Below are 26383 nucleotides of genomic sequence, written 5' to 3' on the forward strand. Positions count from 1 at the left end.
AGCACGCGTATTACAACTTCTTACAGCGCTGCCGTGGTCTTTTAACATGGTCGTAACACATGGTTGTGCGGAACTGCCAACTGCACCACGCCCTCGTTGTCCGGTGCATCCGGCGGCGGCAAGACGTACCCCCGACCGGGTTGCAGGTTCTCGAACTTGCGGCCGCCGATCTTGTCTTGGGTGTTGCGCGACCCCATCAGGATCCGGTGTGAGGGCTGCGCACCCATCTGCCCGGCGACCGTGCGTTCCTTCATCTCAACGCCGATGGACAGCGCCGCCTTATTGGTCATGATCACCCGCAGCCCGATCTCACGAGCCTTGGCCATGTGCTGAATGAGCGGAGCCAGTACCGGCAGCTGCATGACCGGGGGGTGGGGCACGCCGCCAGCGCCTTCAGCCGGTATGGCACCGACCGCGACAAGATCTTCAGTGGGCACGTCGACATGGTCAGGGACAACATCCAGATCAGGGATGAGCAAGTAAATCGGTGCCCCCTGAAACTTCCACGACTCCAGCTCGGACCATGTGAGACCTTTCGGTGCCCTGCGCTGGGCCAGAACCGCGTTCAGTTGCAAGATGGCGATCGCCATCGCTGCAGGGTCGCTGGTATAGAAGTCCTTCCCCTCGACCAGGTGCGGCAGAGCATCGCGCATTGCTTCCTTGTAGTCGAAGACCATGACGTTGATCTGCTCGGGAGTTTCGCGACGATCAGCGAGCACCTCGATCAGATGCCGAAGCGTTGTCTTCTTGCCTCGCTTGGCGTCACCGTAGATTGCCAGCAGCGGATGCCTGTCGAAATCCACCACTAACGGTTGACCGGTATCGCGCAGACCAATCGCGATCTGTTCGCCACCGAGCCGCTCCTGACCGATTGCCTCGGGGGCAACGACTGCCGGCAGCAGCTCCGGACGCGGGACTGGATCCCCGTTGTGGGCAGCCGCGATTGCTGCGACGACCTCACGCACTTTCAGATCGAGATCCTCGACGCTGACCTCCGCGTCCATGGTCCCCACAGCGAATCGGATCGTGTCGCCCTGGCTGTCTCCGCTCGCAGTGATGCCTCGCCCGGGTTGTCCGGCGGGGATCTTGTCTTGGGGACGGCGCATGCCATCTTCGACCGAAGGCCTCACCGACGAATATGTCATGGGGGGCAGCTTGAGTTCCCACCTCGTTTTTGTTGCTCCTTGCACATCGCTAGCTCCAACGGAGTCTTGGGCAGTGATCACCACATGGACGCCATGACCCGCGTTGGCCAATCGGATGATGTTGTCGCGCAACGGGTTCTTGCTGTCCATCGGCGTTTTGTTGTCTTTGAGAAATTCTTCCCATCCATCGACGATGACGAAAATGTCTGTGGGGTAGCCATCGTCGAGCCGCTGATCCGCCTGGGCGCGCAATCTGCGGTACTCGGCATCGGAGTTGATATCGAGTTCTTTGAACTGGCGGCGACGCCGGACGACAAGCGCATCCAGATCGCGAAGCGTCCGCTGGATGAGCGGAATATCGTCCGCGCCGGCCACCGCGCCGACGTGGGGGAGCTGCCGCAGACTAGCCAGTGGGGGGCCACCGTAGGCCAGCGCGTAGAACCCCACGTCGCGACTGGAGTAGCGGGAGGCCGCTGACAACACGAAGGTCTGCAACGCCGTCGACAGGCCCGACTGCTGACCGCCGAGGATCAGCACACTGCCATCTTCGATGGAGTAGGTCAGCAGGTCGTGGGAAAGTCGTCGCGGCTGGTCAATCTTGCCCAACGGCCACCACGGGAAACGCGAGCGGTCAGGCCCGGCAGCGGACTCAGACAACACCGCGCCCAGCGAAATCGGCTCGTCCAGCGGCGGCGACCACAGCTGCTCTGACTGCTCTCCCCAATGGCTGAGCAGTTGAGCGCCGACGGTGAGAGCCAACGACCGCGGCGCACCCTCGATCTTCGTCTCGGATACCTCGGTTTCTTCGATTTCATCCCCGTCTTCGGGTTCGACCCGCTCGGCGGTGAATCTGCGCACCCGCAGGTCGTACTTCTCCAACGTCCACAGCGATGGTGGGTAGTTCTTCTCGATGACAGCGAGTTCTCCGCTCAATCCACTCACGACGACAGGCGCACCGTTAACGACCGTCCGCGACACTGCCTGGTACTTATCGGCGCGCTTGATGCGACGGTGAACAACGATCCGCGGGGGTTCGTAGCGTTTGGGCGGGTTGAATCCGCGGAAACGGACCGGTTGGGCACCGGGGGCTCGCACAAGGTATCCAGTGCCTTTGAAATTTCGGCCCGCCTCGATGTTGTAGGCGTCCTCGGTGCCGATGATCTGCCGCGAAATCGACGGGCTGGACACCTTCATCCCGATCCGGTACTGGATGTTCTTGTCGATGGATTTGATCTTGCCGATGTCGAGGGTCTGACTGGCCAGCAAGAGGTGCATCCCTAGCGTGCGGCCTTTGCGGCCAACCGTGTCGAGCGGTTCAACGATCTCGGCGCGTTCGTCGATCATCAGCGAGAATTCGTCGACGACGACCATGATGGTGGGGATGGGGGGAAGATCATGGCCTTCGGCGCGGGCTTGGTTGTACTCGCTCAGGCTCGCGAACGCCGATCCCTGCACCCGACGGCCTGCCTCTTTGAACGTGGCCTCGCGGCGATCCATGAGCCCCCGCAAGATGTCGCCGAAGCGGTCGACTAGCGACGTTTTGCCTGACAGGTTCGAAATCACCGATAGCACGTGCGGGAAGTCGGCCAACGTGTCGAAGCCGGCCTCGCCTTTGAAGTCGCTCAGGAGCAATACAACGTCGTCGGGCGTGTGCGTCAGCATGAGCGACAGAAGCGCACCGATGAGGGTGGTGGATTTCCCGGCGCCGGTCATCCCGATGCACAGGCCGTGGGGGCCCATGCCGCCTTCTGCCTCATCTTTGAAGTCGATCCACACCGGAGCGCCGTCAGGGGCCAAGCCCAGCGGAACCCTCAGGTAGTCCTCGTGCCGGCGCGGCGCCCACAGCGTCTTGATGTCAAGCGCCGCAGCATTGTCGATGTTCAGCAGCGATAGCTGTGTCTGTGCTGCTGCAGAGGCAACGTCTTGGCTGGTTGACATACCGCCGTCATGCCCTGAGATTTGTCGGGCCAGATGCTCGGCAATCGGCAGTGTCAGAAGATCTGGTTCCTCGCAGGCCCCGTCAGCCTCCGGGGTGAGCTCCCATCGGAATTTCCGCCATGCCCGCATATGAGCGCCGCTCGTCGTCGAGTCCAGGCGCAGCAGCAGTTCCCGATCGTGCGATTCGTGTTCGCGGCCGGGTCCAGCGCCGTCGCGGTAGGAGACCACCGTGACGCCGTCGAGTTCCTCCAGTTTGCGCATCACCGACACCTCTGCACCTGGATCATCGACGATGACTAGCAGATGCTTGCGGTTCGTGGACTTGGTTGCTTCGCCGGTGACGACCTCCCGGCCGCCCGAGACGGTAAGCAGTGATTCCCGGCCGGCCAGCACGGTGTCCAACTTCGCGTGCAGGTCACGCAGCGAGCGGCTCAGGTAGCGGGCCGGACCGATACCATCGACCTTGTTACTTTCAGTGTGCTGCAACCATTTTGTCCATCCCCAGAGCTCTTCCAGGCGGGGGGAGGCCACCGCCAGCACGGTGTTAACGGGAGGGTGCCAGGTCACGTACTGGCTCACCCATGCCCGCACAGCTCCTTCGAATAAGTCACGGTCCCCATAGACCGCTATCCGGCCGAACTGAGCCAGATCCACCGCCTTGGGGCAATGGGGAATGGACTGCTGGACTTGGCGTAGGTGTTCGAGGGCAGTTTTGGCGACCGGTTCTAGATCCAGCTGCGATTCATGACTCTTAACGCCCACTGTGCTGATGAGTCTGACCTCATCACGCCCGATTCGAATCTTCAGGTAGTCCTTGTCTGCAGCGCCGCGTTCCCACATCCTTCGCGAGCCGACGTAGGCATCGAGTTCTCCCGGATCTGGGTGAGACCACTCCGCATTAGCCAGCTGCGACGCGGCGGATTCGCCGATCGTCACACGGCTCTCCGACAGATACCTCAGGTACTCGCCGCGCTCGGAATCCACTTCGTTGGTGGACATTTGCGCCGGCCCACCGCCGGCGGCACCCACTGATCCGACCGCGGCGGTGGCCATTACCAGCATCATCACCATGTACATCGGGTTGAGCTGGCGGAAGCCGGTGGCAAACATCAGGACCACGATGCCCACCACAGCCACCCCGATGATGTAAGGGAGAGCCTTTTGGATCCAGTTGCGCTCGATCGCCCGCGGCAGTTCCGGCGGCGGATCGAACTTGAAGACCTTCTTGATAGCGTCGGGCACGTCGATGCGGCGCCGCTGTTCCCATCGCTTGCGCATCAGCTGCTCAACTCCTCGACATCGCTTCGGGGGTTCTCCGATGTGTTGGCACTCATCACTGGTAGCTCGACTTTCTAGTGGGAAACGAGCGCGTCGGATTTGGACAGGGTGGGGCCGGCTGAAAACAAGCTCAGCACCGACCAAGGCACGGGCAGCGGGCCGGCAGTCATTCCCAACGCCGCCGATGGCGCCGTTGTCTCGTTGGGGCCCGATTCCAATCCGAACCGTTCGCCGAGGTCTGACAGCCAGAACAGCGCTTCTTTGGTGGTCGACTCAGGCTGCTGACCGGTCACCTGAACGAAGAACCCCGATCCCTTGGGCATGATCACCCGGGAAGCCGTCATCGGACCCGGATGCGTCAGCGACAGAGGTTGGGCATCATCGGCCACCGGCAAGCTCTGCCCCGACAGCAACCTCAGACTCGATGTCGGCGCTCCGTCGAGTTTGGCCCACTGCCCGCAGGCCACAGGGTCGGTGTTCGGATCGATCACCTTCAGCGCGGTTGACGGATAGCCGTCCACCGCGATAGGGCGAGCCGTCGGCGCTTTGGCAACCTGATCGGGAGTCAGGACCGGCGGATCCACCAATCCGTGAGCGTTACTGGCCCGCAGCATCGCTGCAACAACAGGGGTAATCGGTTGCAGCCCTTCAGCTGTGACCGCGTAGTAGCGCGACTGGTTGTTTTCGTGATCGACCACTACCGACCCGATGACCGGGACAGGACCTGGCGCAGGCCAGATGAACCGCGGAGGATCGCCGGCGTTGGCAACGAACGGCACCACCAGCGGCCGCGTCGGAGGAATCAAATTGAGCAGTTGACGGTTGATCGGCCGTGGGCCGGGGGTATCGGCGTTGATCCCGACCGCCGCGGTCACCGCGGGGGTATTCATATCGATTTCGCTGCGCTTGCCACCCCAGATCAGCCACGTGGTTTCTCCACCGTCGGCACTGGCCAGGATTGCCGCGTCCTCCGACATCACCGAGGCGTGCCCGGGCCCGCCGACGGGGTCGGCGCCGGCAATAACTGTGGTGCCCGCGTCGGGCCCGCCAGCAGCGTCGCAGACCATCCACTTGGCATCGCGGACCGGGCTTTGCACCATCCGGGCGGGTGCGCCTTCGATACCCACGCTATTGCCGAGCGGAAACTTGTCGATTTCACCGGCTTTGACCACTGTCGGTTCCTCGGGTTTCCCGACGATCAGCCGTGCGCTGGACAAGTTCAATACGGGATGCAGCTGCTCGTTGATCATCACGTAGAGCGCGTTGGTCGACCGCTCCGCCAGGATCGGGTGATTGCCGGTGAGTCCGGCGGGTCTCCACATGTGCAGGAGAAATGCTCCACCGCACAGCACCACCACACCAAACACGCCGCCCACTGCCAGCGCCCGTCCCTGTCGGCGCAGGGGATCGGCCAGCATTCGGGTATCACGCAGCGCGACACCATTGCTGATCCGCCGCAAGAGGAATCGCCAACCACTGACCTGGTGTTTGGTGACCACACCCCATGGCCGGTTCCGCGCCTCAATCGGGCTCTTTGATTTGAAGCCGCGCCGCGTCGGCGGCATGGTGGGCATCGTCATCAGCGCACCTCCTCGATGTCACTGCCGGCCACGGGCACCAGGTCGATCCTGGCGAGCTGGCGGGTAATGGCCGACTGGAGATCCTCGACGGTCAAGGTCTGCATCTCCTCGCGGGTGGCTTCCTCGAGTCGACCTGCCATGTCGAGCCGGTATTCGCGTTCCTCCTCGGCGAATCCGATCAAGTTGTGGGCGAAGCGCCCATTGCCGGCAACATCGAGGGCCGGCCGCATCACATCGTTCTTGTCGTATGCCTGTGCGTGCGCCAGCGTGGTGAACACCTCGCGTAGAGGTCTGACATCAGCAATCACACTGTCGCCCTTGGCCGCCGCGCGTTCGGCGATCTCCACCATTTGGTCCAAACTGTAGGAGGGCAGAACGAATTCACGCCCGATCCGGGAGAAGATCCCCGGGTTGGACCCGTAGAACTCGTCGATCTCTCTCACGTAGCCGGCCACGATCACCATGAGCTTGTCCTGGTAGTCGATCATCGCGGTCAGCAATTCCTCGACCGCCTTGGGACCAAAGTCATTCTTGGATCCGGAGTTGGTCAGCGTGTATGCCTCATCGATGAACAGGACGCCACCACCTTTGGCGAGAACCTGATTCAGCACTCTGCGGGTCTTGACTTCAGTCCCACCGATCTTGTCGTCGACCAGGTCGGCTCGGGTCACCTCGATGAAAGCGTCACCGGGCAGGACCTCCGCTGCACACAGCAGCTTGCCAGCAACACGCGCGATCGTGCTCTTGCCAACCCCAGGCGGGCCTTTGATGCCTGTATGCAAGGGTTTACGGCGCACCTTGAGACCCAATTCCTCACGGCGACGAGCGGCCCGGGCCGTCGAGCTCAGACGCATGAGTTCGGCCTTGACTTCTGTCATTCCGACGAACTCGTCCAGTTCAGCTAACGCTTCGGTCTTCAGTTCGGCACGCCGATCGGCTCCCAATGCCCGGAAATGTTCACGCTCATCGGGTTCGGTGGCCGCGTCCCAGTAGTCAGTGCGCGCGTCGATACGCGCCGCCGTGGTAGTGAAGATCCCGAAGTCAGGATCACGAATAGCGTCGTTGATACGTGATCGCATCGCCTCGTTGATCCCGGGCACAGAGTATGCGCTGTTCAAGAGCCGGTTGGCGTGGCGAAGCCGCTCAGCGCGCATCTCGGGGTCATCAGTTTCACTGAGCAGCCGCGCACACAGACCCGCGGTCATCAACGCGTCAGCGCTTGCGAAGTTGAGAGGTCCATTGCCCTGGGATTCCAGGTGGATCAGCGCGTCATCCCACATGCCCAGATGTGCGCCTGCTGTCCAGTAGGCGACCTCGACAGCCTGGCGTAGAGGCTGATCCGAGTGTGACAGCGTGGTCAATGGTGCCAGGACTCGGCGCACATCGGGCCAGCGCAGCGCGCGAAAGTAGATCACGGCCAGAATCCAGCCCGCAGCCAGCGGATACGCATCCAGCATCCGGTCATCAACGAGATCCCGGGCGCCCTGGAAGTCCTTGTCCGCGGCCCTCGCGGCCGCCACAGCCATGCGCAGTCCGTCGACCCCTGCTGCATGCAGATTCACATACAGGCCGGTATCGAAGTCGAAATCCAGGCCGTCGGAGTCCACTTCGCTCAACGACATCAGTTCGCCGTAGGAACCGATCGTGCGGTAGGCGCTCTCCAGAGTGTTTCGGTCATTCACGCCGGCGGCGATCAATCCACGCCATGCGTCGCAGTGGTCCGGAAGTTCGGCCGCCAGCCGCGCAAAGCCGTTGCGCGCGACTGCGTTGTCGGCCACCTGGTGGCGGCCGAACACCTCAGCCCCTAGCGCGGCGCAGCTGGTGGAGAAGAGTCGGCGAGCCTCACTGTCGATGTCAGTCATGGAGTTCCGTCGGTAGTCCTTCTGCGTAGTCCACAGCCGAATCTGAGCGACGCTTCACCTTTTCGTAGCCGTCATCGCACATGTCCAGCAGCAAGTCGGCGAGCTCGTCGCGTGGGTAGCGGTCGAACACGTCGTCGGTGAAGGTGGCCTCGACCACCATGGCGGCACCGTCGAACACGATCGTGTTGTCGCCGTCGGGGCACTCCGCTACCACCTTGGTGGTCTCGATGGCGTGCTGGGAATGGTCCAGGCGGCTGATGAAGTCCCGGCCCTTACCTATCGAGGCGTCGACGAGGGGATGGTTGGGGATGTCCATGGTGGGGTTACCTCACAGCCGCAGAGCAGACGGTATAGGCAAACGGTGTCGATGGCGGTGCGCTCATGTCGTCAGAGTGACACACAATTCGGACACCCAACTGGCACGAACCGACGCTACGACCCTGAGGAATCGGCGATGTCCTTTTTGCGCTGCGCGATGCGATCGCGCCGTTTGGCGGCTGCCTCGGGATTGACGACCGGCTCAGGTGTGGCCGGCGTGGTGTTTCCGACGACCCCGGCCCGGCCCGTGCCTTTGATTTCTGGTGCGGGCTGTTCGGGGTACTTGGACGTCACTGCCGCCGATTTGTCGCCGGTGGGCCGTGCACCCATGGGCATCATGCCCATGCCGCCGGTTGCGCTGGGGGTGGTTCCGCCGCGCAAGGAGTCAGCCTTGGCGGTGACTGCGGGCGCGCTAGCGGGCGTGGCGGTCGGACTGCTCAGAGCGGCCGGCCGCATCGAGGGACTGATGCCCACCCCACCTTTGATGCCGCTTCCTCCTCCAATACCTTTGCCTCCCTTGCCGATACCGGCATGGGGGGCTCCCAGGGCCGCGGGTTTCAACGGTGCAGCCCCCGGGTGCGCGGCTTTGCTCAGTTGACCAACCTGCTGGCCGACTTGTTGACCGACCTGTTGCACGGCTTGACCAACGGATTTGAGCGGGTTGGCCTGGCTGGCGGTTTGAGCAACGGGACCAAGCGCACCCATGACGGAGCCGAGCAGGCCAGATGAGCCTTCCCCGGTTGGCTCTTTCGCATCGTCGTGCTTCTTGTCGCGCATCGGGTCCTCGGGGCCACCCGCGTCAGCCGGATTGCTCTTCCCGTTCGGGTCCAGGTTCGGATCGGGCGCACCTGCCGGTACCGTACTGAGCGCTTCTCCGGTTGTCTGCAACCCTTTCATCCCGCTCTCGGCGGTCTGTTGCTTGACGTTCAAGGCGTTGGCCAGGCCATCCACGCGAGGCTGCGCAGCCCCGAAAGTAGCCTTGTTTTCGGCTTGCGCTTCGTCATAGGCGGTCTTGAGCGTCCGCCACCCTATCGAGGTCCCCACCGTTTCCTGGACGGCGGTGTGCGCGCTGGCCGCAGTGGCATAGCTATCGGACAGGGACAGGGAGTGTGCGGACATCGTTTCCGACCATGCCTGCGCCTTCACCAGTTTGGTCAGCAGGCCATGATGCGCCCCGGATTCTCCACTGGCCATCAAGTGGCCTTGAGCTTCGGAGTAGTGCAGCGCCGCGGCGTTGGCTTGGCCGGCCACGGTGAACCAGCGGCCAGCCGCGATGGACGCCGGACCTGGCCCAGCGCCGGCTTCCAGTTGCGTCGCCAGAGATTCCCCGTCGCGATCGCTGATGTCCGGGATCGCATTCATCGCCGGGGCTGCCGAGACCGCGGGGGCGGCGGTTGATCCTTCACTGGACACTGCTCGCGCCGTCGATCCGTCACCGCCGAATTTCTCGGCGATCGCGCTGTCTTCGGATTCGTAGGACACTGCGGTGCCCTCGACACCGTCGGCGGCATTGAGGGATTGTCCGTGGCCAGCCTTCAGCTGATCTGTCAGCCACCGTTGGCGGGTGTTGAGGTTGCCCATGATGGCGTGCGATGTCTCATCGCCACCGCACGCCTGCACCTCGGCGCTGGGAAGGTCGACGTTGAGCATTGCTGCGGCATTGCGCACTGATTCTGCTACCGCACGCAATCTGTCGGTGTTGATGTCGAGCATGGCGATGGTTCCCCCGTGAAACGTACGGCGCTGGTCAGACCGAGGGAATCTGAATGCTGGAAAGGCCGTCGGCCATCGCACCGTCACCGCTGCGATAGGAGACGCCGTGCTCGGTGAGCCGCTGCGCATACAGCACAAAATCTGCCGATTTAGCCTCGACCTTCTCTACTTTCGCGAGCAGCCCTGCGATGATGCCGATCGCCGTCGAGTAGCCCATCGGACCGTGGGTGGCGATCACCTTCTGAACCAGATCGACGGCCTGAGGCGAGATCATCTGCGCGCGTTGCGCCAATTCCTCGTAGCCTCCGGCCGCGGCGGTCAGGTCAGCTGGATTGACATTGAGGGCGCCCGAGGCGGCGGAAGTGGTGGCCATGGGGTTTCTCCTTCGTGAGGTCCTACGTGGTTTCCAGTGTGCGGCAAATGTGTGGCCAGCTGTGGGTTAGTCGACCAGATGATCGGCAAGCAGCGAGTCGTAGCGACTCCCGTACGCGGCCTGGGCGCAGGCAACGAACACTTCCGCGAACCCCTCCCCGCCCAATGGGCGGACCCTTTCGGGCCGCAGATTGACATCGATGACTCGCCCGGTGGTCATCACCGAAACTTCCACGGCTTCGGGGTCGGTGGACGCGGTAGTGATGATGTCGTCATCGTCGTCTCGGTATTGCTTCACGGTGATCTCAAACATCGGGACTCCCTATCTACGTGAGGTCGAACACCTCTGAATTACGTTCCGCTTCTGGGACTTTCGCGATGTAATCGGATCGCAGTTCCCGGAATGTGTCGTCCTGGCGGTCAGCGGCGGCCGACCGCAGCGCCACGGCCCACAGGTCGTTGCGTGCGCTGTCGTACCAGAGACCTTTGCGGGCCACGCCGAGGGCGGCGCTGTAGTCGTGGTTGTCGAAGTAGCGCTTGGCTAGGGCGAGTGCACCGTTGGGCACCCGGGTCTTCATATCGTCACGCAGAAATTTCGACCAGGACCATTCGGTGTCTTTGATCCCGTCCAGGGGCGCGCCGGTCACCAGCTCCATCGCTGCGATCAGGTCGGCCGGTGCAGTTTGGGCGGTGTGGTCGGGGTCGATTCCGATAAGCCGGTCGAACTCCATCCAGTCTGATATCACCTGACGATGCAGCCGGTAGTAACTGCCCGCCAGGGTGGGGAATGCAACGTCACCATCTGGACGTACCCGGCCCAAACGTTTCCGCAGAATCGACAACTGCCCGGTCACTGTCTGTTCTTCGGCGACTCCGCTGAAGATCGCGTCCACGATTTCGCTGCGCTTGACATTTCGCTGTGTCTGCAGAAACACGGTGAGCTCGTTGAGTCTTTTGTCGCGTGGGTGTTCTGGGCCTCCATGCGGGGGGCACAAGGTGACCGGGCCGAGGATGCGATTCCAGATCACGGCCAGGCGCGCAGGCACCGCCGTGGTGTTCACCGAGATGGTCGGTGTCGAGGCAGAGCCATGATCGCTTCCTGCAGCCGCAGGCGGCCCGGGGAGGTCCTCGGCGGCTTCGGAGCTGCCGGCGCCGGTGGATTCCGATGGGCCTTCATCGCCATCGTCGGCACCAATGAGCATGTCGGCGCTGTTGTCGGTGGCTGGCGGCGCGGACACGATGGGTGTCACGGGGAGCGGTGTCTGCGGTTCCTGCGCCGCAGGAACCGTGGCGGCGCTCTCCTCGATGTGTGGGTCTACGTCGGAATCGTCGTCGGTGCCGATGCTGGTGGAGTGGTCGGATTCTTGCCCGAACAGCAGGTCCTCGGGGGACGGGGGAGCCGTCCATTCGGCCATGTCATCGTTCGCGGGGAAGTCGAATGCGTCGTCGGATTCGGTATCCCAGGGGGGCGGGACAGCCGTGCCGGTGGTCTCGGCGCCTTCGACGTGGTCCGCTGGTTGCTGCGGTGTCGGCCGACCAGGGTCCATCAGACCGCGCCACAGGTCCAAAGAGTTTGGGGACAGACCGATCAGGGTGGCCTTCATCGTGCGTTCTGACCCGTTGCTGAGTTCCCCTTGCAGGTCAGCGCCGCAGGTCAGTGTCCACGTCGCACTGACTGCGGCGTCCTGGCCCAGATCGATCACGATCCGGCTGGTTGACGAGCTGACGATCTGGGACCTATCGGCATAGCTGTACCCGGCTCCCAGAAACAGCACGTCGACATCGGGGACGTTGCCTGCACTCACCTGCCGCACGCGGCTGGTGAATGGGCCCGGCCACACATCGTCGGTGATGCCGATTGTCGTGCCGGGATGCGTGCTCAGCAGCTCCAGCACCCACCGGTTGACGATCCCACCAGCGGTGGAGCTGTCCCCCAGAACGCGGATGCGCGAGAATGCCGCCAAGTTCAGCACGAACAGTGCCGACGGGTTCTCCCCAGTGCCCAATACCACCAGATACACCGGGTGTTCGGGATCCGGCGCCGATCCGGGGTCGACTGCCTCCCACGCAATGCTGGCCTGTCGCCCGGCAGGCTGCCAGGGATGGGGCAGCGGGGTGCTCAATCCGGTCAGGAAGGCCGCGGTCAGCTCGCCCTGGCGAACCGTAACCGCTCCCACCGGTCCAGGCGACGGATTCAGTGCCAGCACCGACTCCAATCGCCGCGTGGTGTCAGCGGCTCGATTCTGTCCGTACCACCACGAGGTGATCGACGAATTTGCACCCACTACAGCTGCGGTCATCCCCGGCTCCCTACCCTCAATCGTTCGACCTATCCCGATGCCGAGTCGGTGCTCAACCCGAATGCGGACAAGTCGATGCTGTCGCTGGATGCCGCGGCGGCTCCTTCACTGCCCGATCCACTCGATTCGCTCGAACTTTCCGAGCTGGCGGATCCGGAATGTTCCTCAGAGGAGCCTTCACCGGATCCCGACTCCGAGGGATCGGTCAGCGACGGATCGGTCAGCGACGTTGTGCTGCCCGTGCCGGGAGCGGACGCGAACGGATCCGCAGCGGGGCTGTAGCTGGCCGCGCTGACCGCCGGCGTCCCACCGCCGCTGGGCGAGCTGGCGAACGGGTCGGCGAACGGATTGGCCGCCGCCGGCGATGACGCACCGGTCATCGCGTACGGATCGGAGCCAAACGGGCTGGCGCCTTGACTTCCCAACGGACTGCTGCCGCCGCTCATCGGGTTCATCATCCCGCCCATCCCGCTGCCACCCGCACCAAGCAATGACCCGAGAATGTCCATCAGGCTGGTGCCGCCCATCCCGCCGCCGAGGTCGTCTGAGCCGTGGTCATCATGACTGTCACTGCTGCCTTTGGAATCCTCGTCGCCGCCATCGCCACTGTCATCGGCTGCCTTGACACCCGCAGCCTGGGTAGCGGCAGCCGACTCTTCCACTGTGCCCACGGACTTGGCTTGGTACTTCTGGATGATCGCCAGGATCGCGGCCTGCCCAGCCGGGGACTGAGGGTCGGGCACCGCCGCGATCTCGGCGGCTTCGGCTTGTGAATTCCCCGCGACATCATTGGCTCCGTCGACATTGACCTGAGCACTGGTGTCGGTGGCCCCGCCGGCGTTGTCGGCCCCGCCACCCAGGTTGTCCAGAGGTAGATGATCCAGCCCGGTCGACGCCGCAAACGGACCACTCACTGCGGGTGAGAAGTCCAAAGCAATCACCCCGTCGCGCGACTGCTTGGCTTGCCCACCGAGGTTGCGCGAATAGTTCCCCAGGTCCCGAAAACCGGTGCCGTCGACCGGTTCGGTTCCGAACAATTCGTGGTACTGCTTATGCATATCCTGGGAGAACATCTCCAGGCTCTCGATGCTCATCAGTGTCCTCTCTACAAACCACTGGTGACAGCCAGCTCGCGCGGCTGCTCGACTTCACTCGAATCACCCGAAGAAGCCTCGGATTCCTGTGCGGCCGGCGGCGCACCGTTCTTGGTGTTCTTGCCAGAATCGCGGCCGGTCGCGATGTTCAGCGCGGGCACCTTCGGCGCCTTCTTGTATCCCATCGCGTCGAGCTGACGCTCGGTGACTGCGCTCGCCTTGATCGCTGCCGCCCGCGCGTTCTCGTAGCGCTCCACTTCGGCGGCGGCCTCGGCCAGTTTCGACAGCATCGCCTCATGTGTGGCACCGACGTCGCCTACCAGTCGACTGTGCTCTTTCATCAGATCGGCAAAAGCGGCCTCGGCCGCTGCGCGCCCGGATCGTTTCCTGCCTGCCATAGCGTCTCCTTCAGGTCGGTTCATTGGATGCTCAGTTGCCGCGAATCCAGCGGGGAACTTCGACGGTGTCGCGCCTGGTGTTCTGGCGCGGTTTCCCGGCCGCACCATGTGCACATGCCCGGTAGACGGGGCCGTCTTGCTGGCGGTCCCGCCTACCGGGTATGTGCTCGGCGCCATCACGCCTCCTGGTGCGGTCAGGTCATGTTCAGCTGTCGGACGTGCATTACTTCGTACGGGTCGACTTCAATGTCACCCATATCCTGGCCGTCCTCGAGATTGCGATAGGGGATGACCAGTAGGTCTTCACCATCTTCGTTCTCACTGAGGTATGGCTCAGCGTGAACGTATCGCCACACATCGACACCGTCAACGGAAACCTCGATCAAATCGCCCTGACCGATCTCGTTTGCTGTCGCTGGCATCGATTCGCCGTACTCGTCCTCGGTTGTCGGCAGGTACTCGTCATCGAACCCATCGACAGGACCGGCGAATGCACCCGATACCGGTGTCGTATCCGGGTTGAGAATCGGCCGTCCACGATCATCACGGGCCGGGCTCAACATGACGCTCGTGTGATCGTCATGATCGTCATCCATCGTGGGCCTGCGCACCGTACCCAAGGGCATCACATACTCATCGCTGAGCGGGTCCAGATCGGGTCGGCCGGCCGCCGGCACGATCGGCGAATCACGGATCACCCGGAATGACATTGCTGCCTTCTGCTTGTCGTCTTCGGGGTTGTAGTTGCGTAGCGCACTGTCCACCACGCGACGCTGCCAGAAGCTGTCCACATCGCGCAGGCAATCCAAGATGTGCCGTTCATGATCAGACAGGGCCGACCACTGCTCAGGAGTCGCAGGAACTTTCGGCGTGTAGAACGTCTGGATCTCTCGGAATGTCCCATCGGGCAGCTGCAGCGTGCCACGCCCCTTGATGCCCGGCTGAACCCGGGTTCCGGCAACCGCATCGTTGAACATCATGATCGCGGCATCCTTGGACCTCAGCCGGCCCAAGGCGACCCTCAGCGCGGTGTTGTCGCGCGCTTCACCGCCAATGAACATGGTGTCAGGACGTTGGATGCCGATCGCCATATGGATGCCCACAGCACGAGCGGTGCGCAGGATGATGCCCACGTCGATTGTCGTGGGCGGGGCTCCCTTTTCGTTCTTGGCCCGGTACGTCGAATAGAACTCCGTCAGCGCCACCACGAGGTTGGAGAACTCGTCGGTGATCACCACGATCGGATCGAAGTCGTCGGCCCTATTGGGATTGATTTTCACCAGCGCCAGCCGCTCGCGCATCGTATCGGCGATGAACCGCAGCGCCGCAGTGTGTCCGACCATGCCGTCCTCGTCAGTGCCCGCAGTCACCAGCGACACGTTCGGCCAGTCCCGCATGCCGGGGGAGTCGAACCCCTTCGGGTCGATCCACACGACATTGAAACCTCGCCGAGCACACTGGGTGGCCACCGTCATCAGCAGTGAGGTCTTACCGCTGGAGGTCTGGCCGGCCACCAACATGTGCGGACTCTGTTTGAAGTCCCACACCATGACATTGCCGTAGGCATCGACAGCGAACGGGATGGTGGCTTGCTTGTACAGAGACCGGATCACCGCCCGGTTGACGACCGGGAATTCCAGTGGAGGATCCACCAACTTCTCCAGCCCCGGGCACCGTCGGAACTGCACCCTCCGCGACGGCAGACTCCAGTCAGCGTTCCACGATCCGCCCAGAGCATGGGTCACTGACCCTTCGATCATTCCCTGCCGGTAGGGCGTGGCGACCTTGGTGTTGTAGGCGAACTCCACCGTGAAACTGGTGATTCGTGCAGCGATCTTGTCGTTCTCGGTATGCGCAGCATTGGCGCTCTCCTCGGCCGCGGCATCCGCGTCGTCGACAGGAAATGCGTCCTCGTCGACCAGATTTCCGTCTTCGTCGACCACGATCTTCGGTTCGGCCACACTGACAGAGACAATGCTGGCCTTCTTGGCGCCCGCTGACGGGGCATCGAACCAATGAGCCACCAGCGGATCCAGCACCGCCTCGGCAGTCAGCTCAGCAGCCTGCTCAACCGCCACGGTTTCGGTCCCAGTCAATGTACGAGTCAGCGGATCGTGGTCGAACACGTAGTTTCGACCGGTCACCTGCGTGAGGATCTCGGCGGCCTCACGAGTGAGGTCCTCGCCGATGCGGCGCGGATGCTGCCCGTAGCGCAGCTTGAGCACTCGCGGGTACGGCGCCGCACCGCGGGGGCAGCTGGCCTTCACAACACGCACCCGCCCAGCCCGGAAATCGTTCCAGCCCAGCGCCGGCGACGCCAGAAACGTGATCTCGTTGATCTGCCTGATCACATCGCCCCGGGCGCGGGCCCAGCTGATCAACTGCACCCACACCCATCCCAGAACAAGGAAAACTCCCAGCAGGATGGTGCCGCCAACCACCGTGGCCGCCGCCGGGCCGGCCCACCTCAGCAGGCTGCCACCGGCGACCAGGGCCGCCGCGGCACCCAGCAGGATCAGCGGACCCACCGGGTAGCTCTCTCCCTGCCATTTCTGGCCGGGCCGCAGATGGCCCAGGTGTCCGGCGCGGGCTCGATGGTTGTTGAACACCAGCGCGACCCACCACAGACCCGCGAATGCACCCAGCGCCAAGGGGGCCATCACGAACAACAGCCACACCCACCCCACACCGACTCCGGCCACCACGTAGAGAGGGTTCGCTGACGGCGGCAGCAGCAGATCCCGCACTGGCGAGGGCCGGTAGATCTGTCCGGAGATCAGCGGCCATACCCGGGTGTAGATGAGCAACGCCGCGGCCGCGACCGCGGCCAGGCTGATCCACCGCCATCCTTGGGCCGCTTCTCGCTGATCACTGGCTGATTCCCCGGGGATGTAGGGCCGGGTGAGTTCGGTGGTGTGGGTGGCATAGGCCCGCCCGGCTTGATCCGCTGCGGCAGGCGCCTTCCCCTCACCGCTGGTTTTGGTCCCCGCCATCACCGACCACCTCCCTCGCTGGTGGCCGCGGCCGGAGGCTGCTGCCCATCCTGGTCGCTGGGCGCCGGAGCGGCTTCAGCAGGGACCGGGATGACGTTGATGACTTTCCACCCCTCAGCCTGCACACCCATTTCCACTCGCACTTCGACCTGTGTTCCATCGGAATAGGTCACCCGGAACGCCATCGCCCCGGGCGTTTGGTTGACCGGACCGGTCACCGAGGTCACCGCAGCCTGGGCCACGTTGCGAATGTCAGTGAGTCGGTATTGCTCCTGCAGCTGCGCCGCCACATCCTGGGAAATCCGGCCGAACCAATCATCGAAATCGCCGTTGGGGGAAGCGAAATTGGTGGCGAAACGCTGCACCGTGGCACGCGCAGCGTCCACCGAGGTGTCCGGCAGCGGCAACGCAACCGCGGGATCTTGCTGCGGCTGCCCTCCGGCGGGGACAGAGTCGTCGGCACCTGCACTGGCCGGCGCCTGTTCGGAGGGCTCCGATGTGGCAGTAGCTGTCGACTCGGTCCGCTCCGAGGCCGGCACAGTGGTGGTGTGCTGCCAGATCAGGCCGGCGACGGCGACCAGGCCGATCAGCACACCGATGCGCATCCGCAGGGGAATGTTGCGCCATACCCGACGGGCACGCCGCCACCGCATCCTCAGCGCACTCAGCGCGCTCATGAGAACGTTCCCGTGTGTGTGCATGCGCAGACGTGGACGAAGGTGGGATCTGTCAGGGCTGGCAGGCACATGGCCGTCATCGCCAACACGAGAGCTGCCACGCCCAGTCTCAGCGCCAGCCACATGGTCGCGACGTTCTCAACTGTGGTGCGCCAGCCCCGTTCACCCGGGCCGTCCCCCTCTGGGGATCGGTGCCGGTGCACCAACATTGCGGCGGCCCACACGCATGTCGCCGCCACGGCCAGCACTCCCGCGGCGAAGTACAACAGGCCCACAGCAGCCCCTTGTGCATCCGTGGCGAGGGTGCTCACGTTCGCTGTCGCCAGCGTTTGTAGATTCGGCACCGCCGTTCTCCCTTCTCTTTCTTTCTCCGTCAGAGGACCCGTTTGATGGCCATGTAGTTGGTGGGAAACGGCGTGAGCTTCACCGGCACACCGAAAGTGCTGGCTTCCACCACGGTGGTGGGGTTGACCACCATCTGGACGTGTCCAGGCCCGATGGCCCCGGTCTGGGGATTGGGCTCGGGGTTCAGAAACACCAGATCTCCGGGCTGCACAGCGTTGCGAGGCACTAGCCGGCCCACGCGCGCCATGTCCCAGGTGACCCGTGGCAGCACGATCCGATGCCCGCTTGCCTGGTAGATCGCGTATCGCACCAGGCCAGAGCAGTCGAATCCACCGCCGGTGGGGCCATCCAGAGATCCCCCACCCCACACGTAGGGCAATCCGATTTGGCGTTCTGCCGCCCGGGCCGCGGCCACTCCCATCGCCGTGCCTGGCCGTGATTCGGCCAGCGGCGGCGCGGCGTTGGGGTCCAGAAGCGCCCCGCACACGTCGCGGCCGTTGTCGTCTTGTACCGAAGCCGGGGGTGCGGGCGCCCCAGAGGTGGCCAGGACCTCGCGGACGTGGTTGCGATAGAACACGGTCGCGGCAGCCACATCATCGGCGTAGGCGTCGGGAAACGCCGACCGCTGAACTGACTGCGCCGCAACAGTGGGTGCCATATTGATCCAGCCGCCCACCTTGAGCAACGCATCGTAGAATTTGCGGGCTGCGACCCCTGGGGTCATCAGATCGCGAATGGTGCCCCACCAGGGCTGCTGCTGAAAGATGCCCACCGACAGGTGGTCGTGCCCGACCCCTTCATGCGGAATCGACATGGACTCAGCCACATTGGGGTTGGCCAAGTTGCGCAGGCTGGACTCCTGCATCGCGGTGGCCAATGCGATGATGATTCCCTTTTCCGGGATCTTCATCTGGGCGCCGGTGGCGATGACGGCTTTGCCGTTGGCCACCGGGCCCGCACCAAAGGACACGCCTGGATCGGCGCTGACGCCCTGGGTCTGCAGCTGCTGTTGGCACTGCGGGGTCAGCACCGCCGCCGCCGGCGTCGACCCCGCCCCTGTCAGCGCGGTGAACAGCACCAGCGCTGCGGTGAACACAAACGGCATCACCGCAGCACCCGCGGCTACCAGCTTGTGCCGGTGCTGCCACAGCAGTAGGGCGACCTTTCCCCACATGGCGTGTCAGGCCGCCGATTCAGACATCGCGTGACGCGGCCCCACGCTGCTGCTTCCAGAACCTCCGCTCGTGGCCTGGTAGATCCGCATGGCCGTGGCCAACCGATCGCTGGTGCGCTTGTGACTGCCGGGGGAGTCCGCGACGGGCTGTGAGACCGGCGCGTGTGCGCCAGTTGGAGCCGAGTTCGATCCGGTGGGGCTTGATCCGGTGGGGCCGGTGCCAGCGGACTGGGTCACGAAGTCATCGCTGACCCTCACAGGTTTCGAGCCACCATCATCACCAGCGGTCGCGCCAGATCCCGACGGTGCGCCGTCGTCAATCTTGACCGGGCGCCGGCCGGGATCACCGTCAGACTCAGAGTTCTTGTCGCTCTTGCCGAATCGTCGGCGCATGTCTTCGGCCAGCCGCGACACGTCGGCAGCTTTCGACAGTAGACCGGGGTTAAACGATGGCCCGCCGGCTGCCGGTGCCCCGCCGAGTTTGGCGGCCATCTTGTCGCGGGTGTTATCGAACATGCGGCGCAAGGGACCGAAGAACGCGAACGCGAACGCCAGCACCAGCGCCGTGATGAAGATGGCTTTGGCTGGATTGTTGGTGGATTTGAACACGTTGTCCAAAATCACGTTGTAGGCGCCGAACCCCGCGACGTAGACAATCATGGCGATGTATGCCATCGCGCAGTCCAAGATGGTTTTCCAGGCGAAGGTCTGGGGCCCGCCGGGGACCACCCCGATCGCGAAGGCCGGCGGGGCCAGCGCGGCGAACAGCATCGCGTGTACGGCGGTGCGCACGACGTGCCAGACGAAGTAGCAGGCGAACGCGATCAGGAACAGGCTGACCCAGCCGAACACATTCAGGCTCACCAGGATGGCGGCCGGGCTGGCCATAGCCTTGGCGTGCAGCCGTTTTCCTTCTTTGTCGTCGCACTGCTTCATGTCATCTTTGAGTCCGTCGCCGCGGCCCTTCTTGATGCCGTTGGTCCATGCCTCTTCGCATTTACGGGAGATGGAGTCGCTGACCTCACCGAAATTGATCATCTGGGTCGGTTTGCGCAGGAATCGGTCGGCCAGACTGCTGACCAGGGCATCGGTGTCCGCGCCGCCGGCTTTGGTGTGCAGCGCTCCACCTGAGACCGACGAGGCGATCTCAAGGCCAGTGTCGCGGCCCTTGGCCAACATGCCGTCCGGGCCGATCAGTTCACCGAGCGGATGGGCGAAAATCGTTGCGGCGACACCGATCATCAGCATTCCCAACGCAATGTTGGAGAACGCTTTGGCCACCTTGCCGGCCAGCGCGGTGCAAGCCACGATGATCGCCAGCACAGCCAGCGCGGTCGGAGCCAGCCCGAACTTGTCCATCGCATCGGTAATGCCGTCACCGATGGTTTGAAACGGGTCGGTGAAGATCTGCAGCCATTCGAAGCTCAAGACGAACTTGATCAGCCACAACGCGGTGGCGATCAGGCAGACATAGGTTTCATACGCCCACGATGCGAGCACTGCGAACGGCACCATGTCCGGTCTGGCGATCGATCCTTCGTTGAGGGTCAGGGTGTATTTGGAAACCGGCGCTCCCTGGGAATCGGTGATCCCCATCCACGAGATCATCGGGTTTCCCTCACCTGCGGCCGACCCCGTTCCCGGGTCGGCCCATGCCACAGCTGCACCCCACAGCAGCGCCGCAGCCGCGAGCAGCACCGCCGTGATCCAGCGATGCCGCCAGCACCACCGCACCGGCGACCAGGGAGTCCAGTCGCGGATCTCGTCACGCCACCACAGCAGTTGGTCCTCGCGTGCAGCGATCCACATCGCCGTTGTCATGCCGCCACCTGCGTGTGCCCTGCGGTGCATGGCTGGCCGGCAAGGACTTCCCCGAGGTGCTCGCGGTAGAACTGGTCAGCTTCGGCTGCGACTGCACCTGCATACCGACCCGGGTAAGCCGAACGTTGCACCATCTGAGCGGCCTGTCCGGCCGGCAGCGACTGCCATCCCGGCACCGCCATCATCTCGGCGAAAAACCGATCCGCCGCGATGCGCGGGTTCATGCGTTCTGCCGCCGACCCCCAGTCCTGTTCCTGCTGCAAGATCCCCACCGCAGTCCGCTCAACGGAGATTCCGTCGTTCGGAAAAAGCAGCGACGCAGGCACATTCGGGTTCGCCAGATTGCGCATCCGGCTTTCGGCAAGCGCGGCCGTCAGGCCGATGACGATGCCCTGCTCGGGCACCTTCCTGGAGATACCCGCAGCGATGACCGCCTGTCCGTTGGCCACTGGCCCGGTCTGCACCGGTTGCCCACAAGCCACCGATTCTTGCGACGCTGCCGCCACCAAAATGAGCCCGCCCAGCAGGCACACCCCGAACACCGCGGCTAGCCGCCGCCTCGTCCTCATCGACATCCTCATCGCAGGCGCTCCTCAAAAATTCGACTGTTAGGGGAACTCAGGCGACGGCGAAGTCGCCATGGGTGATCTCGGCGTGGTCGACCGGAGTGGTCCGCATTGCCGCTTGCCGCGCCGGATCCGACGGGCCGAGCACCTTGATGCGACCGATCCCTCCAGCCGCGTCACGCATGTAGCCCTCGCCCTCGCGGCCTTTCACGGTCTTTCCGTCAGGGCCCGCCGGGGAGGTCCGCTCGGTGAGGTCCCGGACAATGTGCGGATTGGTCTCAGGGTCAATGCCCAGCCATTTCAGCGACCGCTGGGCCAGCGTCTCGGTACGGTGGCGCATCACGATCCGCATCGAGATCAGATCCAGGGCCGTCTGCGGCGGATAGTCATTCAACGGGTCATGTGAACCCAACAGCATCGCAATGTTGTCCTTGCGGCCGTCGCGAACAACGCGAGTGACCCGCGACAGTCCGGTCGGTGACGAGGTCACGTGGTATGCCTCGTCCATCGCCACAGCCGCCGGCCGCGGCTTGTCGAGTTGGAACGCCTGCCGGCCCAGTTCAAGCGCCAACCCATAGATGGCACGACCGAAAATCTTGCTCGGACCGAGCTTCTCGCCGCCGGCGATTTCTTCAGCGGTAGGAACCTCAACCCGATTCGTCCGGATGACGATGCCTTCGGCCTTGAGATCCAGGGGCGGCAAATTCGGATCGAACAGAGCCCGTGCGTAGCGCCGGTTCTGCCAGTAAGAAAGGTGACGGTGCAGCGCCTCCCACCCCAAGGGCAACGGCTTGTCATCCGGCGTGCGGCCGGTCTCAATCCCCTTCTCCAATTCCTTCAGCAACTCCGGGATGGACCGCACACCCCACTCCGGACGCAGCAACTCGCTCAGCGCCATTCCCATCGGATCGTTGGCCTCGCAATCAAACAGCGGGGTCAACAGCTCCACCGCGGAGTCGGCACCAAGATGGGCCGGAAACGTCCGCAGCGGATCCAAGGTCGCCCTGGGATCCATCAGGTCGACAATCTGAGCGGTCGGTAGCAGCGCGGCCGGCCTGGCATATTCACCGCTGTCCGTCCGGTCGATCGCCAAGAACTGACCACCGATATCCACCAAGTGGTAGAGCATCGTCATGATCAGCCACGTCTTGCCCGCGCCCAGCTCACCGGCGATCGCCACTGACGGGCTGCGGTCCTTGAGCGCCTCACGCCACCACTCGAAATACACCGGCTGATTGCGGCGGCCGGACAAGTTCAGCGCAATAACTGGGCCCCGGGCATCGCCCACCGAGTCAGCCGCGCACGGCACACACGACGCGGCGTACTCACTGATCGTGTTGTGCGCGTAATCCGACACCACCCGATGCGTGCTACCACCGGGATTCATCGCCGCCCACAGCTCACGCTGACCACCCAGCGGCGCAACCAGCTTGATCCGGTTTGCCTCGAACTCCCGGGTCAGCGCCAACGCTCGTTCTTCGCACTGCGCACGATTCGTGCCGCTGACCACGAAAATCGGGCACAGCGACACCTCGACCTCGTCGTCACGCTGTTCAAGCAGCGCGTTGTACTCGCCGAGTAGATGAACCTGCTCGGCGAGGGTGTCCTGAGCAAAAGACACCTCGGTATCACGCTCGACAACCTGCTCGGACAGCCGCCGCAAGTTCTTGGTATTGCGAGCGATCGTCACCTCACGGGAGGTCCGGCTGATCCGCACCGCCCAGTCGATGTCGTCGATGGGGAAGTGAACCTTCTTCCCGTCGATCGTGCGCTCGATGCTGGCCCGATCAGCGATCGTGAAGAACTCGCTGCCCGGGAACTCCAGTCCGTCCAAGGGCAGACTCTCAACCGCCAGCAGCGTCTGCCACGACATCTGCGCACCCAGCCGCCCCGGCTGCGAAATCTTCAGCAGCGGCGCGAAACTACTCGGCTTCCACCGCTTCACATCTGGGCGACGCTCGCCCTCGTCGAACTCGGCCATCCCGAACGCCCCGGCCGGAGAGGACACATTCGAGGCGACCGCCGGCGGAAACACCTCGGGCACACCGCCACGCGAGATGCCGCGATTCCACAGCCACACCATCTGCGCTGCCGTCAACGGGACCGGGCTGAACACACCCGGAAGCTGCGCCACGATCGCATCGGCGTGCACGAACGCTTTGCGCATCTCCGTGCGATTCCGTTCACGCGATCGACGCGCCCCCGACCATGCGGCAACGTCAGTGACAGCATCGGAATCACTCACCGGAAACGACACGGTGATGATCCGCTCAGTCGGCTGCTTGTCCGAGGAAAAGTACGCATGCTTTCCCTCGCACTCGTCGCCCCAGCGCGGATGTCGGTTCACATCAGCGATGCCCAACGACCGCGCCACGATCTCATCGGCGTTCATCCGGGCGACTACCGCGGCGATCACCGAGTGATTCGGCAACACCCGAAACAAATTCTTGTGATGCGTCAGTACGGCCTTCTTACGTTCGGGGCTGGTGTAGCCATACGGCAATCCGGTGAGTCGATAGCTGGCCCAAATCGAGCCGTCGCGCATGCGGCGAAGGTGCCCCATCATCGACACAGTCGGTTGCAAGGTCTGATCAAGTTGGCTGGCCATGCTTCAGGTGCTCCTCACGGAAAGATCAGCCGAAGAGATCGGCAACGGGGTGGTTGTTGTTGCGCGGGTCGTCGAACATCGCGTCCCAGTGCTCGTCGTACGGACCCGCCGGCACACCGGCTGCCCACGTGGGCAAGTCAGTCTCAGAGGCGTCCTCAGCCAGGACGTCGAGGATCTCGATCCGCGGGCGAACCACGGTGTGGGTCTCGCCGCTCAGCGCCTCGCCACCGCTGCTGTAGCTGACCGGAGAGCTGTACAGTCGCAACACTCGATGCACCCGCGTGGTGAAGCGCACGGGGGAGTAGGGCATCCGCCGCATCATCGCGACCCCGGTTACCGTCAGAGCCACCCCGAGCAACCCGGTTGCGATCGGATGACCCAGCCGCGGCAAGGCGAACAGGGTCGCCAGGATTCCACCGACCAGGGCGACCAGCTCGGGGATCGGATACGGTCCACCGGGCAGGGTCCACCGGCCGTCGAACTTCGCGATGACGATCCGAACCCGCGATGCGCGGGTGAACCACTTGGCCACAAACAGCACGGCGACCTACCGCACGCCGCTCGTACCGACGAGACCGTTCATGGTGTCCTTGGACATCACACCCAACGCCGGCAACGCCGCCACGATCCCGATCAGAACAATCCCGACCGCCGCCGTCTTCAACGCGAACGTCTTGTCCTTGGACACGAAGTAGGCCAACGCAACAATGAGCGCCGTCCCACCGATGAGCAGATACACCGCGAACGTGATGCCCTGCGACTTGATCTGAGCACCCACATCCCAGATCGGTGCCGCGACATAGCTGACGTGGCCCGCGACGTCGCCGCTGGCCACAACCGTGGATGCAATTTCAGTGATCATGGTTTCAGTTCCCTTCCGGAGTGGTGGTTGTGCTACTGCCCGTCGTCAGCGACGGCCTAGGGGTCGTCCGGGCGCTCGGCACCGACGAACTCGTGGTGGTCGGAGTCGAAGAGGAATCACCCGTTCCGCTCTCCGGCGGAGCGACAATCCCCGGTGCGTCATTGATCCGATCGACCTGCCAGTGCCCGGCAGCCACCGACATGACAAGCGGAAAATCCATCGGCATTGCCACCCCAGCCGGCGTCAGCAGCTCGGCACGAATGGTGACCTCGACACCGTCAGCCTTTACTGGCACGTCCTGCGCATTGGCCACCTCGGAATTGGCCTGCATGCGGTCAATCGAGACGGATGCAAAGAACGGCGGCTGCGCTGCCCGCAAGTTCGAACCCGCCGCGACAAACGGAGCAAGATCGCCGTTACCAACCAACATCGCGTTGAGGAACCCGACCGCAGTGTTGTAGACCGGACGACCTTCAGTCACCGCGATGTCGGTTGCCAGTTCGGCCGGCTGCCCCGCAGGACGTTCAGTGCGCGCATGCGGCAGTGAGAATGCGCAGAAAAATCCGCGCCGATCGATCGAGATGTCGACCTGCAAAGGCAGGTCTGCCATCGCCGCCGCATTCGCGGCCTTAGGCACCTGCGTGTCGACAAGAACTGACCAGGTCTGAACTCCGTCAACCACGACCCCGGGAAGTGCCGATGATGCACTGACCGCGTAGCCACCAGGAGCCAGATCCGAACCTGCCAGATCCTTGATGCAAAACGACTTCAATGCATCGGAGTTCGACGGGTCTTTGAGATAGGTATTGACGTACCGAATGGCATACGCCTTGATCGCTGTTTCCCAGTCCCGCTGCGCGTACTCGTCGACCGGCTGAGGACGGCTGAGAACCAGCACGACCACAGCGGCCATCAGCGGCACATACGTCAGCAGAATGAACCCGAAAAGTGCCCCGATAACCCGCGTCCGAAGTTCGTCGGCACGCACCGCATCGCCACCACTGAGGCGAAGAAAAATCGAACCGAAGACTCGGTTGATCGACCGGCTCAGCACGGCACCACCACCGCGTCGTATTCCAACTCGCGCATCCGCTGCGCCGCCAAGGCCCGGTTGTTCACAACGTGAGTGACCAAGGCCATCGACTTGGCTTCGTCAAGCGGGTCTTCGACTACCGCTATGGCGAGCTTTCGCACGGTGTCGGAATAGGCGCGTACCGCGGCGCTGGTACGGCGGATCGGCTGGCCCACGGGGCGGCCTCCAAGGGGTGCGGCTGATTTGGACAGCCACTAATTAGGGTCGCGCCCCCAAAATCCGACATCACCGAACATCACGAATTGG

At 63.6% G+C, this 26383-nt stretch carries 21 protein-coding genes; all 21 read right to left on the minus strand.

The features are described from left to right. Positions 1–41 precede the first annotated feature (41 nt). The gene (gene eccCa / locus E0T84_RS22625; protein WP_138745599.1) at positions 42–4361 is read right to left on the minus strand and encodes a type VII secretion protein EccCa; all 4320 of its coding nucleotides are present in this window, start codon (positions 4359–4361) and stop codon (positions 42–44) included. A gap of 74 nt (positions 4362–4435) precedes the next feature. Then, a complete protein-coding gene (gene eccB, locus E0T84_RS22630) occupies positions 4436–5941 on the minus strand; it encodes a type VII secretion protein EccB (RefSeq protein WP_138745600.1) in 1506 nt (501 codons plus the stop codon). Continuing rightward, positions 5941–7803, minus strand: coding sequence for an AAA family ATPase (locus tag E0T84_RS22635; RefSeq protein WP_138745601.1), 1863 nt, complete (start codon positions 7801–7803; stop codon positions 5941–5943). The genes eccB and E0T84_RS22635 overlap by 1 nt, the downstream gene beginning before the upstream one ends. Beyond that, positions 7796–8119, minus strand: coding sequence for a YbaB/EbfC family nucleoid-associated protein (locus E0T84_RS22640; RefSeq protein WP_212757727.1), 324 nt, complete (start codon positions 8117–8119; stop codon positions 7796–7798). Before E0T84_RS22640 ends, E0T84_RS22635 begins: the two co-directional genes overlap by 8 nt. A gap of 116 nt (positions 8120–8235) precedes the next feature. Then, entirely contained in the window at positions 8236–9834 is a 1599-nt protein-coding gene (locus E0T84_RS22645; RefSeq protein WP_138745602.1) for a Fis family transcriptional regulator, read from the minus strand. 34 nt (positions 9835–9868) lie between these two features. Beyond that, positions 9869–10207, minus strand: coding sequence for a type VII secretion target (locus E0T84_RS22650; RefSeq protein ID WP_138745603.1), 339 nt, complete (start codon positions 10205–10207; stop codon positions 9869–9871). A gap of 66 nt (positions 10208–10273) precedes the next feature. Then, entirely contained in the window at positions 10274–10519 is a 246-nt protein-coding gene (locus tag E0T84_RS22655; RefSeq protein ID WP_138745604.1) for a hypothetical protein, read from the minus strand. A gap of 13 nt (positions 10520–10532) precedes the next feature. Continuing rightward, a complete protein-coding gene (locus E0T84_RS22660) occupies positions 10533–12506 on the minus strand; it encodes a bacterial transcriptional activator domain-containing protein (RefSeq protein WP_138745605.1) in 1974 nt (657 codons plus the stop codon). A 29-nt stretch (positions 12507–12535) separates the two neighbouring features. Further along, the gene (locus E0T84_RS22665) at positions 12536–13600 is read right to left on the minus strand and encodes a hypothetical protein (RefSeq protein WP_249383717.1); all 1065 of its coding nucleotides are present in this window, start codon (positions 13598–13600) and stop codon (positions 12536–12538) included. An 11-nt stretch (positions 13601–13611) separates the two neighbouring features. Next, positions 13612–13998 (minus strand): hypothetical protein, encoded by a 387-nt coding sequence (locus tag E0T84_RS22670; protein WP_138745606.1) that lies wholly within the window; start codon positions 13996–13998, stop codon positions 13612–13614. A 194-nt stretch (positions 13999–14192) separates the two neighbouring features. Next, the gene (locus E0T84_RS22675) at positions 14193–16991 is read right to left on the minus strand and encodes an FtsK/SpoIIIE domain-containing protein (protein ID WP_138745607.1); all 2799 of its coding nucleotides are present in this window, start codon (positions 16989–16991) and stop codon (positions 14193–14195) included. Next, positions 16991–17668, minus strand: a complete 678-nt coding sequence (locus E0T84_RS22680) for a hypothetical protein (RefSeq protein ID WP_138745608.1) — start codon at positions 17666–17668, stop codon at positions 16991–16993. The genes E0T84_RS22675 and E0T84_RS22680 overlap by 1 nt, the downstream gene beginning before the upstream one ends. Further along, entirely contained in the window at positions 17665–18012 is a 348-nt protein-coding gene (locus E0T84_RS22685; RefSeq protein WP_138745609.1) for a hypothetical protein, read from the minus strand. Before E0T84_RS22685 ends, E0T84_RS22680 begins: the two co-directional genes overlap by 4 nt. 29 nt (positions 18013–18041) lie before the next feature. Continuing rightward, positions 18042–19187, minus strand: coding sequence for a C40 family peptidase (locus tag E0T84_RS22690; protein ID WP_138745610.1), 1146 nt, complete (start codon positions 19185–19187; stop codon positions 18042–18044). Between the two features lie 6 nt (positions 19188–19193). Further along, positions 19194–21008 carry a hypothetical protein gene (locus tag E0T84_RS22695; RefSeq protein WP_138745611.1) on the minus strand — a complete coding sequence of 605 codons (1815 nt, stop codon included), beginning with the start codon at positions 21006–21008 and terminating at the stop codon, positions 19194–19196. Beyond that, entirely contained in the window at positions 21005–21577 is a 573-nt protein-coding gene (locus tag E0T84_RS22700; RefSeq protein WP_138745612.1) for a hypothetical protein, read from the minus strand. The genes E0T84_RS22695 and E0T84_RS22700 overlap by 4 nt, the downstream gene beginning before the upstream one ends. 49 nt (positions 21578–21626) lie before the next feature. Continuing rightward, entirely contained in the window at positions 21627–24182 is a 2556-nt protein-coding gene (locus tag E0T84_RS22705) for an ATP-binding protein (RefSeq protein WP_138745613.1), read from the minus strand. A 25-nt stretch (positions 24183–24207) separates the two neighbouring features. Continuing rightward, positions 24208–24723, minus strand: coding sequence for a hypothetical protein (locus E0T84_RS22710; RefSeq protein ID WP_249383718.1), 516 nt, complete (start codon positions 24721–24723; stop codon positions 24208–24210). A 6-nt stretch (positions 24724–24729) separates the two neighbouring features. After that, a complete protein-coding gene (locus E0T84_RS22715; RefSeq protein WP_138745614.1) occupies positions 24730–25044 on the minus strand; it encodes a hypothetical protein in 315 nt (104 codons plus the stop codon). A 4-nt stretch (positions 25045–25048) separates the two neighbouring features. Continuing rightward, on the minus strand, positions 25049–26098 hold the full coding sequence (locus E0T84_RS22720; RefSeq protein WP_138745615.1) for a hypothetical protein: 1050 nt from the start codon (positions 26096–26098) through the stop codon (positions 25049–25051). Beyond that, positions 26092–26292 (minus strand): hypothetical protein, encoded by a 201-nt coding sequence (locus tag E0T84_RS22725; protein ID WP_138745616.1) that lies wholly within the window; start codon positions 26290–26292, stop codon positions 26092–26094. Before E0T84_RS22725 ends, E0T84_RS22720 begins: the two co-directional genes overlap by 7 nt. Between the last annotated feature and the right edge of the window lie 91 nt (positions 26293–26383).

It is taken from the genome of Mycobacterium sp. DBP42, assembly GCF_005924235.1.
GTDB lineage: Bacteria > Actinomycetota > Actinomycetes > Mycobacteriales > Mycobacteriaceae > Mycobacterium > Mycobacterium syngnathidarum.